At 51.9% G+C, this 13,496-nt stretch carries 8 protein-coding genes; 3 read left to right on the forward strand and 5 right to left on the reverse strand.

Annotated elements, in window-relative coordinates:
- Positions 1 to 54: 54 nt before the first annotated feature.
- Positions 55 to 3,213, reverse strand: a complete 3,159-nt coding sequence (locus J2I46_RS22605) for a SusC/RagA family TonB-linked outer membrane protein (RefSeq protein ID WP_207331331.1) — start codon at positions 3,211 to 3,213, stop codon at positions 55 to 57.
- A gap of 723 nt (positions 3,214 to 3,936) precedes the next feature.
- On the opposite strand from J2I46_RS22605, the gene J2I46_RS22610 reads away from it, so the two are divergent.
- Complete coding sequence (locus J2I46_RS22610) at positions 3,937 to 4,473, forward strand: pyridoxamine 5'-phosphate oxidase family protein (RefSeq protein ID WP_207331332.1); 537 nt, start codon at positions 3,937 to 3,939, stop codon at positions 4,471 to 4,473.
- A gap of 115 nt (positions 4,474 to 4,588) precedes the next feature.
- Here the strand turns inward: J2I46_RS22610 and J2I46_RS22615 are convergent, their stop codons facing one another.
- Together J2I46_RS22615 and J2I46_RS22620 are read right to left on the reverse strand one after the other, a co-directional pair.
- A complete protein-coding gene (locus tag J2I46_RS22615) occupies positions 4,589 to 5,587 on the reverse strand; it encodes a glycoside hydrolase family 43 protein (RefSeq protein WP_207331333.1) in 999 nt (332 codons plus the stop codon).
- 314 nt (positions 5,588 to 5,901) lie between these two features.
- Positions 5,902 to 8,340 (reverse strand): PAS domain-containing sensor histidine kinase, encoded by a 2,439-nt coding sequence (locus J2I46_RS22620; protein WP_207331334.1) that lies wholly within the window; start codon positions 8,338 to 8,340, stop codon positions 5,902 to 5,904.
- 451 nt (positions 8,341 to 8,791) lie between these two features.
- Here J2I46_RS22620 and J2I46_RS22625 point away from each other — a divergent pair, with 451 nt between their 5' ends.
- Entirely contained in the window at positions 8,792 to 9,637 is an 846-nt protein-coding gene (locus J2I46_RS22625; RefSeq protein WP_207331335.1) for a M12 family metallopeptidase, read from the forward strand.
- 112 nt (positions 9,638 to 9,749) lie between these two features.
- Positions 9,750 to 11,021 carry an MFS transporter gene (locus J2I46_RS22630; protein ID WP_229379892.1) on the forward strand — a complete coding sequence of 424 codons (1,272 nt, stop codon included), beginning with the start codon at positions 9,750 to 9,752 and terminating at the stop codon, positions 11,019 to 11,021.
- Between the two features lie 152 nt (positions 11,022 to 11,173).
- Here J2I46_RS22630 and J2I46_RS22635 read toward each other — a convergent pair whose 3' ends face one another.
- Together J2I46_RS22635 and J2I46_RS22640 are read right to left on the reverse strand one after the other, a co-directional pair.
- Positions 11,174 to 12,061 (reverse strand): trypsin-like peptidase domain-containing protein, encoded by an 888-nt coding sequence (locus J2I46_RS22635; RefSeq protein WP_207331336.1) that lies wholly within the window; start codon positions 12,059 to 12,061, stop codon positions 11,174 to 11,176.
- Positions 12,062 to 12,134: 73 nt separating this feature from the next.
- The gene (locus J2I46_RS22640; RefSeq protein WP_207331337.1) at positions 12,135 to 13,487 is read right to left on the reverse strand and encodes an OmpA family protein; all 1,353 of its coding nucleotides are present in this window, start codon (positions 13,485 to 13,487) and stop codon (positions 12,135 to 12,137) included.
- Between the last annotated feature and the right edge of the window lie 9 nt (positions 13,488 to 13,496).

Genomic DNA, 13,496 nt, shown 5'->3' on the forward strand with positions numbered 1-13,496 from the left:
ATTTATCAGTGAAGATCGCATGATACGTATCTAAGTTGAGGTCAGTGTCTTGAATTAGAGGCCAATTTGTAGGCCGATCAGGTACGTGGTTGGCTTCGGATAGTTGTGCCAGATCATGCCTTGTGAGAAAGCGCTGTTGCCATCACCCTGGTTGGTTGGCGTTACTTCCGGGTCACCAACGATCGGGTCTTTCACCAGCAGGAACAGGTTCTGAACCGTAGCATAGAAACGGAGACGGCTCATTTTCAGGCGATTTGTCACTTCCGATGGCATGGTGTAGCCCACCAGGAAATTGCGACCACGGAGGAACGAACCGTCTTTGATCCAGTGTGAATCTACGTTGGTCACGTACCCAGCCCGGGTTTCGCGAATCTGCGCAATCGGCGTGTTCTGGTTGGTCGGCGTCCAGGCGTTTAAGACAGAGGTATAGCTGTTGGCCAGTGCCTGCCGGTCTTCACTGGCGTGCAGGTTCATTAGCATCACATCGTTGCCATACATGAACTGAAGCTCGATCGTGGCGTCGAATTTTTTGTATCGGAAACTGTTGGTCAGTGCGCCCCATCCTTTCGGGCTGCCATTGCCGATAATGCTGCGATCCGCATCGGTGATCGCCTTGTCGCCGTTCACGTCGAGGTACTTGATGTCGCCGGGCAGCAACGTCAGGTTGTTACGGTAGCTGGTAAACTTGGCCGCTTCTTCGCGTTCGGCTTCGCTCCACGTACCCAGACGGGTCAGGCCCCAGAAGGCACCAACAGGTTCGCCAACGCGAATGACGTTGGTTGGGTTGGTGAAGTTAGGACCACCCACGTTGAAAATATCCGACGGCGTAGCCAGCGACAGCACCTTGTTGCGGTTCATCGAGATATTGAACGTCGTGTTCCAGGTGAAGTTACCCCGGTCGATGTTGACCGTGTTGAGGCCAAACTCGAACCCGGCATTCTGCATTGAACCCACGTTCCGGCGAATGGTCGCATAACCGCTGGTGCGTGGAACCGGCGCATCGAGCAGCATATCGGTCGTCAGGCGATAATAGTAATCCGCTTCCAGCGAGATCCGCCCCTTAAATAAGCTGATTTCCAGGCCAACATCGGTCTGGGCGGTTTTTTCCCAGCGCAGATCCGGGTTAGCCAGGCGGTCGATGCCCGTTCCGCCAACCCGCGTGTCGTTGTAAACGGCCGAGTAGTTGGAACTTAGCAGCGCCAGCGACGAATAAGGCGGAATCTCCGAGTTACCCGTCAACCCATAGCTGGTGCGTAGTTTCAGGTTGGAGATGACGGAGTTTCCTTTCAGGAAGCTTTCCTCAGACACGCGCCAGGCAAAGGCCGCCGACGGGAAAAACGCGAACTTGTGGTTGGCACCGAATTTAGACGAACCATCGGCCCGACCCGTAACCGTAAACAGGTACTTGTCCATCAGGCTGTAGTTGACCCGGCCGAAGTACGAGTTGAACGCGAACCGCGACGCCCCCGACGATACCTGCGGATTGGTTGCTCCGGCCCCCAGGTTGTTGTAACCGAAATAGTCGGTAGCAAAGTTGTTGACCGTGGCCCCCATGCTGAAAATGTTGGTCTCCTGCCACGAAAGGCCCAACAGCGCCGTGAGGTTGCTCGACTCGTTAATCTGCTTGTTATACGTCAGATAGTTTTCCAGCGACCAGAAGCTCTCTTTGCGATACCGGGCCGCGGCGTTACCAAAACTACCGGGGTTCAACGTCCGGGTCTGCGACTCATCATTTTCCTGGGTCAAAATATTCGTCCCCAGCACCGTTCTCATTTCCAACCCTTTGGCTATGTTGATGTTGGAGTACAGGCTACCCAGCGTCGTTTGCGTGTTCAGAATAAACCGCCGGTCCATCAGCCGGTGCATGGAACTGAATGACCCCTCGGCGCTTGGGTAATCGCGGTTGCTGGCATACGAGCCGTCGGGATACTGTACAGGCAGGAACGGGAAGTCTTCCACGATCTGGCGGGCAACGGCATCGTTGATATCGACCAGGTTCTCGCTCTGGTTATTGTAGCTTAACGTACCCCCAACCTTCAGCCATTTCTTCACCTGATCATCAATGGTAAACCGCCCTGAATAGCGCTTCAGGTACGACGTTTTGATCAGGCCTTCGTCGTTCCGATAGCCCAGCGACAGCGAATACTGGGTACGTTCATTGCCCCCGCTGAAGCCCAACTGGTGGTTTTGCGATAGTTTATTCTGCGTGGTTTCCTTAAACCAGTCGGTGTCGTACAGCGGGTTCAGGTTGCTGTCGAAAACGCCCGGATGCGCCGCGCTGTACTGCCGTCTTCTGGCCACCGGGTCCAGGTTCGTGTATTTACCAGCAGCCCAGCCAGCGGGATCGAACTTGGCGATATTGGCGTAGGCCAGATCTTCCGTTGCCAGGTATTCTTTCGCGTTCAGCACATGCGGCCGGTTGGGCCCAATCGTATTGACGCTGAAATCGGCGTTGTAGGTAACCTGTCCTTCTCCGGCTTTCCCTTTTTTGGTCGTTACCAGAATAACGCCGTTGGCACCCCGCGCCCCGTAAATAGCCGTCGACGACGCATCTTTCAGCACCTCAACCGAGACAATGTCGTTCGGGTTAATGTAGTCGATGGCCGAGCTGAACTGGTTCTGGTTACCCTGCGGCAACATCACCCCATCGACCACATACAGAGGGTTGTTCGACGAGTTGATCGAGCTGAACCCCCGAATCCGAATGGTTGTGCGACCACCCGGACGGCCTGAGTTCGTGTTTACCTGCACACCAGGCAACCGACCCGACAGCGCCTGATTGAGCGAAGGTGCGGGGCGTTCGTACAACTGCGACTGCTTGACCGTAGCCACGGCACCGGTTAAATCAGATTTCCGGGCCGTACCGTAGCCGATGACGACCAGTTCGTCGAGTGCTTTGTTGTCATTCATCAAAGCCAGATTGATCGAGGTCTGATTGCCAACCGTTACCTCCTTGGCCATATACCCCACATACGAAAATACCAGGATCGAGTTTCCGTTGGGTACACTGAGGGCATAGTTCCCCTGCACGTCTGTCGTTGTTCCCTGCTGAGTGCCTTTCACAACGACACTTACACCGGGCAATACGGCCCCCTGTTCATCTTTTACCTGACCGTTTATCCGTCGGTCCTGGGCAAAAGCACTGCTACACAGTAGCCAGCTCACTATAAGAATACGTGCCACATGAGCCACTCGTTGTAAATGGTTTTTCATGATAGTTGATTGGAAAAATGAACGAATAGTTTAGGGTTTACCCGAGATGGGGTATATCCACAGAAGAGCTCGATTTTATTATTCTAATTAAAATATTTTAATATATCCTTCTTTTTTTCACATTACTTCGTAATTTTTTTAAGTAATAACTACCAAAAAATTTTAAACCCTATTCCATTTTATACTTATACGTCGATTAGTCAACAATTACCTCACAGGTAGATGAGATTCCACGCATTAATCCGTTAATTTAACTCTGTGCCTGACGTGATCAGGCCGCAGTGTTTTTTCGGAACAATAACTATACTGGCAGCTAGCAGATTGCAGCCCACATACCTGTAGTACATGCATCAATTAACCCCACTATTCCGTTTGATTGCTGCTTACCGGCAAGCTGGGCTATCAGGGCAGAACAACTAATTCATAGCTGCCAGCAGTGTTCATCTATGAAGGTTAAAACCATTGCACACGCCTGGCATATCAAGTATAAATACTGGTCAGGCGTAATCGAACTACCAGAGAAATGAATGTCTGCTGCCGGTTTGAAAAAAGTTAACCTGTTTGCAAGTTCGATTCCATATTTTTCGGGTTTCATGCAAAAACGAAAAGCAGTCATTGCACCATTACCTGATGGTTTCAGGTAACATATGCCCTTAAAACAGGTTTAGAGAAGACACTAGTTACTTGCCAACTGCGCGCGGTTGGCCACTCAACGAACAACATATGGATAGCATCAACCGCAATCAGCCTGAAGACAATCATCAGGATTTGCAACGTACCCAGGCCGGCCAAAAAATAAAGGAGTTGGCTACCAAGACAAACACCTGTTTTTTCTGCACAAACATTAGCACGGGTCAGCCACTGACGGTGCGCCCCATGTCGGTACAGAAAGTAGATGAGCAGGGAAACTTCTGGTTCCTGAGCGCAAACGATAGCCACAAGAATCAGGAAATTCAGTCAGATGACTACGTTCAGCTTCTATTCCAGGGATCAGCCCATTCCGACTTCCTGAGCATCTACGGCACGGCCACGATCTCAACCGATAAGGAGTTGATAAAAGAGCTGTGGGAGCCAATTCTCAAAACATGGTTTACCGAAGGTGTCGACGACCCTCGAATAACCGTTATCAACGTAGCAACCCGGGAGGGCTACTACTGGGACAACAAGCATGGTGATGCTGTGGCCCTTCTGAAAATGGCTGCCGGTGCTGTGCTAGGTAAAACTCTCGACGATTCCATTGAGGGGCAGTTGACGGTGTAAAAATCACCATTCTGACGAAGGCGTCCTTACAAAACCAGTTATACCAAAAATTGCTTCGCGTGCTGGCTCTTTGACCGCACGCGAAGCAATTTTCGTATCTACAAGTAAGCCTCCCCTATGGTATGTACGACGTACCTACAACCAGCTTATCACCTGAAAAATCTACCTCAAGGAGATGAGGAATTCGTATGGAACGCCCGCTACTGCTTTTATGGCTGTGAATGGCCATCAACCACTTACCATTTAGCGTGCGAAACAGCATGCCGTGGCCGTAATTTGGTGGCGTTATCGGGTCGTTTTCCTGCACCCAGGGGCCGTCCAGTGTACCGCTTTTCGAGTAGGCCACCCCTTGCGTATACACATCGTAGATCCAGCTGGTCCAGATCATGCCCAACCGACCGGTACCAGTACGGAATAGATATGGTCCGTCTGTTACTTTATTCGGGCCCACCTTACCATTCTCTTTTTGCCGGCTCCACGGGCTATCACTGGCCCGAAAAAGAAGCTTACCCTCCCCTACCGACCCGCTTAAATCGGGCTTAAGCTCTATTTTCTCGATAGTGCCGTTCAGGTTTTGCAGCCATTCGTAGCAGTAAACCATATAGGGCTTTCCATCTTTATCTACCCAGAATGTGCCATCCAACGTCGGTTTGTTGGCAGGCAGATAAGTAGGATCGGCCATGGGTACATAGGGCCCCTCAGGGCTGTCGCTGACTAACACATGACTGGCCCGCCGTTCAATGACATTCTCGCCAACGGTATCAATTTTTACGGCCCGATTGGTGAAGGTGGCAAAGTAGTAGTATTTGCCTTTATAGTCGTGCAGTTCGGCGGCCCAAATCATCGGATTCTTCCCCATCCAGGATTCAGGGTCAGTTTTAACAGGATTGAACGGACCAGTCCACTTTTTCAGGTCGCTGCTTCTCCACAACATACCTCCCGTACCGGTCATGTAGTAGATTGAAGTCTTTTTATCCGCCAAAATAAACGGGTCGCTCAAGCGAATCGAATCCAGCGGAATGTCCTGCCTAAGCGTCGGCACCCTATTTTGAGAGAAAACAAAGGTTATACTATTTAATAGCATGACTGCGAGTACTATTGCTTTTCCACTCATTTAACGGTTCGCTACCTATTGTTCGACGCTACCCTAACCGATAGCCATCATTATCAAAGCATGGCCAACTTTGATGTTACTGTTGGTAAAAAAGTAGTATCAAGACGCTACAGATAGAAACAGCGACTGCGGCCAGCCGCCAGTTTCTCGTATTCAAAGTACCGAAACAGAGTTAATTTCGGGGTTTTTGAACGCTTATAGTGGAGACGCAGGGATTTGAACCCTACTTCGCGCTTTCTACAGGCTTAGTTGTGATTGGCATTGTTGGGTGGGCAACTGGCCTATTGACAACCAGATGGAGCACTGTCTGGCTACTAGCTGGGCAGGTATACGCTGAAGGTAGCGCCTTGGCCTGGTTGGCTGGTTGCTACGATTGCTCCGCCGTGATTGGTCGCTACTTTTTCACAAATGGCCAGTCCAATACCGGTTCCGCCATATTTGGCCCTTCCGTGCAGGCGCTGAAAGACGTGAAAGATCCGGTCAGTGTACTTCTGCTCAAAGCCAATGCCGTTGTCGGTTACATCGATCCGGTAATACACGTCGGCGTAACGGGCTAGTTTCAGGCTGGGTGGCAACGTACCTGCGTCAAGCTGCTGGTAACGCACCCTGATCTGAGGAGCTACAGTCGGCTGGCGGAACTTCAGGGCATTGCCAAGCAGGTTCTGGAATAGCTGCTTCAGTTGGGTTTCATCTCCCGTTAAGGTGGGTAATGGGTCAACGGTGATTGTTGCCTCTGTCTCTTCAATCAATAGGTCCAGATCAAGAAGCACCTGACTAACAACCGTGTTCAGGGAGAGCGGCACTCTGTTTTCCTGATGGGTGGCAATCCGCGAATAGGCCAGTAAGTCCCGAATCAGGATAGACATCCGGCTGGCGGCGGCCTGCATGCGCTGAAGGTAGTCGATTCCACCGCCCAGGTCTCCACTATGTTGTTCCTGCAATAGCTGCCCAAACGACTGAATCTTGCGTAAAGGCTCCTGCAAATCGTGGCTGGCCACATAGGCAAACTGCTGAAGATTCTCGTTAGAGCGGCTCAGCAGGTGGTTTAACTCATTGAGCTGGTCGTTCGTCATGGCCATATCGTCGTAGCTCTCCTGCAGCTCCTCATTGATCTTCAGCAGCTCTTCATTGGCGGCATCCAGCTCTTCGGTACGCTTCTGCACCTGCTGTTCCAGCACCATCTGTAATTCCCGCTGTACTGTTATATCCTTGACTGTGCCTTCAATTTGGAGGGGCTTTCCGCTAGTATCGAAAAAAGCCTGTCCTATTGCCTGCAGCATACGCCGCTGGCCAGTTCGGGCACTGACAACCGAGTGAATGAGGTCGTAGCGCCCATCCGAACCAGGCAGCAGTGTATTGAAGAGGCTGGCCCGTACATGGTCCCGATTGCGCTCACCAACGCCCCTCAGAAACGATTCGGTCCCGACTGTCTGGGTATCGAAGCCAAACCAGTCAGCAACGCGCGCTGATACAGTAACCTGGTTGGTGGTCAGGTCGATGCTGAAGTTACCAAGTTCAGCCAGGTTGATGGCATTGCGCAGGGCATCCTCACTTTCCCGTAAATCGAGCTCAATCTGTTTGTTTTGGGTAATATCGGCCGCATGAACGATCAGGCCAAGGACGTTTCCCCACTCCGACTTATGCGGGGTGTAGGTGATAGCCAGCCAACGGCTTTCACCCATTCGCGACGGGCTCCACAATTCATACCCCACCTGCTGCCCTGCATAGGCTGCAGTTAACTGCGGCAATACCTTCTGATACGCAACCTCGCCAAGAAACTCCCGCACCGTTTTGCCAAGCGCTTCGGTGGCATCAACACCAAACCACTTCCTAAACGTCTCGTTATATGACTGGTACCGTTGCTGATCGTCCAGATAGAAGATCATGGCGGGAACCGTGTTGCGCAGTAGTTTCAGATGCGCTTCATTATCCGCCAGCCGTTGGTAAGCCAATACCTGCTCGGTCACATCGACGGCCGTATTCAGGGTGGCGTATACCTGGCCCTGGCCATTTCGTAGTGGCTTGAGTGAGAAATTAAAGTAGTAGGTGCTCACCTGCCCATCTATGGCCAGTTGCGCCGGCGTTGCCAGGGCCTGGTACGGCTCTCCGGTAGCATATACCTGGTCGATCAGTTCAAAAAAGTTTTGCCCGGCCAGCTCAGGCACCGCCTCACGAAACGGATGACCAAGCACCGAGCGGTCTTTACCCCAGAACATCAGGATCGTATCATTGGCTAGCTCTATCCGATGGTCAGGTCCCACATGAAGCGCCATAGCCACAGGCGATACCTCGATCACACGGCGTAGCTGGGTGCGGCTATCTTCCAACACCTGACGGTCAAGCACCTGCTGGGTTACATCCTGACCTATACCCGCAAAACGGTACGCTTCACCGCCTGGCGTAAAATAGCTTTGTCCCCGAAAATGCACCCAGCGCAGTTGGCCATCGTCGATGCCAATTGTGCGGAATATCTGATCATAGTTCACTTTATAGTGTGGATCGATCGCTCGCTCTATTGCCTGAGTGATTCGATCGCGATCATCGGGATGTACGCCCTGAACAGCCTCTTCGAAGGTGAGGGACGTAGCCCTGGCAAACCCGAAAAGTTCTCGACACCGCTCATCCCAGACCACCTGATTCGTCCTGGGATCCAGTTCCCAAACCCCAAACCCAGCAGCCTGGATGGCGAAGTTGATATCAAGCCGTTCATTTAATGCGGTCAGTTGCTCGGGTTGTTTTGGCAAGTGGTTCATCGATGGAAAAGACGGATGGTTGAGTAGCTGCCTGATCTAATGAGGAATCAATTGATTTTCACTAATCGGAGTTAACAATAACTGGGTAGGCTTAGACGTGTTTGTCACTCGCTTGGATACGGCTACCAGTTGCTCGCTTTGAGCAAGTGAATCAGCCTGTTTTTTTATCAACACTGTGTTTTATTATACAAAAAATTATGAAAAGCTGACCAGTAAATTGGTCGCACTGTCTCAATAAGTTTGCCAGCAAAAATAAGAACTATGTCTATTACTTAAGTAGAGTTTTATTGTTAATTCCGGAGTCGATCAACTTATTTCATCTTTTTTACTCGTATATAAATCCAGAAAAAATGGCCATAACGTATATTATTAGAGATTGGGGAATTTATATTCTGGCCTAGAAATTGAGTAGTATTTTAATGAACGCTTACACATTTATTCAACTGTTTTAATGAAAACTTCTACACTCTCCTTCGCGGGAGCTGCCATGGCAGCTCTATGTCTCATCGGCTGTTCATCAGACCAGCAGCAAACCAATTTGGCGCCCAAGCATAATGGCGACCCGCTCGAAACAGCTTACCCCCGCCAGTCAGGCACTGTGCAGTCAGGTACGTATCGTGGCCAGCCAATAACCTACCGGGCCATCAATGGAAAAGCTGTATATCAGGGAGATATCATTCTGTCTACCAGCGATTTATCCGACGCAGACCACGCCACAGAAGGAACAGGCAGAACGCTGAAAAGCCTGCGCTGGACCGGAAAAATTGTTTATTACACCATTGATCCTACCCTACCTTATCAGGATCGTGTCACCGCAGCCATTGCGCATTGGGAAGCCAACACCGCCATTCGGTTTGTGCAGCGTACAACCCAATACAGCTACGTTACCTTCAAACCAGGTGGCGGTTGCTCGTCGTATGTAGGGCGGCTTGGGGGTCAGCAGTTTATCACGCTGGGCGATTGGTGCACAACGGGGAATACTATCCACGAAATTGGGCATACTGTTGGACTATACCACGAACACAGCCGCGCCGATCGCGACAACTCGGTCACCATTTTGACGCAAAATATTCAGCCTGGCTACGAGTCCGATTTTCAGACGTATGTGCAGCAAAACAAGGATGGCTTTGATCAGCCGGGTGGGTTCGACTTCAATTCGGTGATGATGTACCACTCCTGGAGCTTCTCGGTGAACGGGCAACCAACCATCACCAAGAAAGACGGCTCTACCTTTACCGGTCAGCGTGATGCGCTCTCGCCGCTGGATATTGCTACGGTACAGGCTATGTACCCCTAGGGCGTCTAATTGCTCTGTCAATCTACGTTTTGTTTAAAGCCCAAAGTTGCGCTGCACGATGAACCTGTGGCGCAACTTTGGGCTTTTACCTGTAGACACTGCTCATTTCTTCATGGCTTCTCCCGACTCCAGCGCCGCAATTCCACCCTACGACCCCTTTGCATCGCTACGCATACCCGATTTTCTGTATTATATCCTCAACTCGTTTTTCTTTACGATCACTCTCCTGATTCAGGAAGTAATTCTGGGCTACGAACTTTACAAAATCACGCGCGACCCACTGGCTTTAGGGTTGGTTGGGCTGGCCGAAGCCATTCCGTTCATCGCACTTTCCCTTTTTGGTGGTCACCTAGCCGACCGGCGTGATAAAAAGCGGATCCTTCAGATCAGTTTGCTCGTCGTTATGCTGGGGTCGGTTATTTTGTATGCTGCCTTTCAGCCGGCCGTTGTCAGTCAGTTTTCGCAGACAACCCGATTAGCCGTTATTTACGGCGTGCTCATGCTGATCGGAACCGCCCGTGGCTTTTATTCGCCGGCCAGTTCGTCGCTCAAACCGTTTCTGGTGCCCCGTGAGTTGTACGCTAATTCCTCGACCTGGAGCAGTTCATTCTGGCAGGCCGGGGCCATTGTCGGGCCTGGCGTTGCGGGAGTCCTCTACGCCACGATCGGTTTTGAGAATACGCTGCTGACCGCCATTTTTCTGTACATACTCTGCTTTATTTTCCTGTCATTAATCAAGCGGCATCCGGTTGTCAGTACTCAATCCCTAACCGATGTTGGCTTCTGGAGTAGCCTACGCGAGGGGTTTGCATTCGTCTTCAGCAACCGGATCGTTCTCTACGCTATTTCACTGGACCTGTTCTCGGTGCTGTTTGGCGGCGTGGTGGCCATCCTGCCCATTTTCGCCGAAGACATTCTGAAAGTTGGTGCTGAAGGGCTGGGTGCCTTGCGGGCTGCTCCATCGATCGGGGCGGTTATTACCATGTTGGCCATGGCAAAATACCCGCCCACCCACAATGCCTGGCGCAATATGTTGCTAGCGGTAGTGGCGTTTGGTGTGGCAACCATTGTCTTTGCCCTCTCAACCAATTTCTATCTGTCGCTGATTATGCTGGCGCTTACCGGTGCGTTCGACAGCGTTAGCGTCATTATCCGCCAAACGATCATGCAGATATTCCCGCCCGATCATCTCCGCGGACGGGTGGCGGCCGTGAATGGCATTTTCGTTAGCTCGTCCAACGAGATTGGCGCGTTTGAATCGGGCGTGGCGGCACGGATACTAGGCACGGTCCGGTCAGTACTGGCGGGCGGCGTGGTTACCGTTCTGGTTGTCAGCTACATATATACACGCTCAAAAGATCTGTTTAAAGTCAGACTTAGCTAAGGAACGTACCTGACTGCGGCTGATCGTAGTTGGTCAATCGTGCTTTGTAGCTGCTCACGCTTTGCTTTTTCCTGTTTGTCAACGCCTGCTGTCAGTGCCGCTTGCTGGTCGGCGGGAGTAGCCCTCATCCTGATTCCATGACGGTCGCTTTTTTACCCCTCGGAGTAAGCAACGTTATGGTCGCTCAGGAACCGTTTAATAACGTCGACGTGTACGCAGGCACCTACATTCAGGAATGGATAGTTCGAAACGCGGGCTTTTCGGCCATTGACCATCACGTCGCGCCCCTCGATATCGAAGCCCAAATGGAGATGACGCGTTTCGGCCTGCATGCCGTAAACCAGCCCATTCACATCAAATAAAGGACCGCCGCTCTGACCGCGCAGGCCCGGCGTGCTCAGTTCTATACCGGTTACGTTAGTGCCATTATCCGATAACAAGCGGGTAATGATCCCGTCGATCGGAAACTTCGGCGTAACATCCCGTCCATCGCTCACCCATTCTATATCATCGTTGGGCTCATTGTAGCGATAATTGGTAAACTCAGGAAACGGATAACCCAGTCGGCATAGCGACCGGCCCGGACGAGCCCGTGAGCTATCCCGTAGGAAGGTGGCGTGGCCTTTATACAGGGTGCGGTTGTACCCGATAAACCGAATCAGGGCCAGGTCATACAGCGGGTGCAGGTCTACTTTCAGTTCCGTGAACTGATCCACACAGTTCATGAACATATTCCGGACCCGGATAACAGTTTCACCCTTGAAGCCGTACTTCGTTTCCAGTTTCTGCAATAGATGGGCGTAGTTTTTATCGCGCTGAAACTGCCGGAGTTCAGCTCTGAAGGCGTTGAACTGACCAAAAATTGAATCAGACTGAACAATCAGCTCGGCAACATGCTTGCAGGTGATGGCGCAGGCTTCATCGTTGACAAAGAAAAGGGTAGCCGAGCCGGGAATAACTTCATTGTGGCCATAAAGCCGGATAATAGAATGAATGGGGCGGGTAAATGGATCGACAAGGTCAATCGCGTCTGCAAACATAGGTTGTGATCTAAGCTGCAAAAATAGCGTCTGTAGCGACGCAAGCGCTTGCATCGCTACAGACAGCCACGAATTAAATCTTCGTCAGCACTACATCAATGCGCCGATTCTGCTGTCGGCCTTCGGTATTATCGTTTGAAGCCGTTGGTTTCTCAGCACCGAACCCCTGCGTGGTGATTCGGTTAGCTGCCACCCCGGCCGACGTAAGTACCGACCGAATGGCATTTGCCCGATCGAGCGACAACTTTTTGTTCGCCGCCGCATCACCTGTGTTATCGGTGTGCCCCTGAATATTGATCTGCAACGTCGGATAGGCGTTCATAATCTCGATCAGGTCGTTTACGTTCGGTTGCGATTCACTCGTAATCCGGGTCGAATTGGTTTCGAACGTCAGGTTTTCAAACGTGAACGTGCGGGGCAATGGCCGGGTTTTCCCAGCCAGAAACTGCGCCAGATTTGCGTTGAAGGTATTGGGAATCACCCTGATCCGGCGACCACCGGGCAACTCCATCTGCCGCTTTTCTTCAGCCGCAGCCGCAGCGGCACCCGCCGGTCCACCCGGCAACGTACCTGCGGGCGTTCCGTTCGACTCAGCCACGTTGGCCCGGGTTGTAGCGGATGTATCTTCTCGGTTGTCTGGCTCAGACCGGGCTGTGGTATCGGTGTATACGCCGTCTGTAGCTGTCTGTGGTTGGCTGCACTTCTGAATGATCAGGAACAGGATGAGTGCCCCGACGGCAATCATTGCCCACCGCAGCCAGTTGACATTTTCCCGTTCGCGTTCAACCAGCGGACTTTTGGGAATATCAGGGTTAACAGGTGTACTCATAAACGTAGTCACCTGCTGCCCTTCGCCCGTGTCCGGGCCACCCAGCTTATCGAATCCGAGCGATGTGGCCAGGCCAGCCAGTCCAGCCGGAATACCAGCCCGGATGTCGGCCACCTGCCCACCAACGAGTGTACTCATATTCAGACCCGTCATTCCGTTTTCGAGAGACTGCCGCCCCAGTACACCTTCGAGAACCGCCCCAACAAGATCCATCAGGCTCAGGGCCGAGGTCCGATTGATGTGGCTGTGCTGGGCAATTGCACGGGCTACCTTATCGACATTCGTTGGCAGCACCCGTTCAATGAATGTGCTTCCCGACGACACGGCTTCGTGCGTTTCGGCGGCCGTGTCGCTCACCTGGGCGATGTCGAGCGGGGTACCGGATTTGGTATACGACGTATGACGGAGAAAGTCGACAATTTCGTCGGCGTCGGAAAGCGTGTGGGTACGTTGTGCTAAACCACCAAGTACGATAGGAATAATTGCCTTGATGGCCGTGCCTGTATTGGCAGGCGACTCGCCAATCCGTTGGCCTAGCTGGTCAATGACCGAGGGCGTGAACTGATCGGATAGATAAGTAAGCAGATTAACAGCCATGTCTGATTT

Source organism: Fibrella forsythiae (assembly GCF_017353175.1).
In the GTDB taxonomy this organism is placed as follows: Bacteria; Bacteroidota; Bacteroidia; order Cytophagales; family Spirosomataceae; genus Fibrella; species Fibrella forsythiae.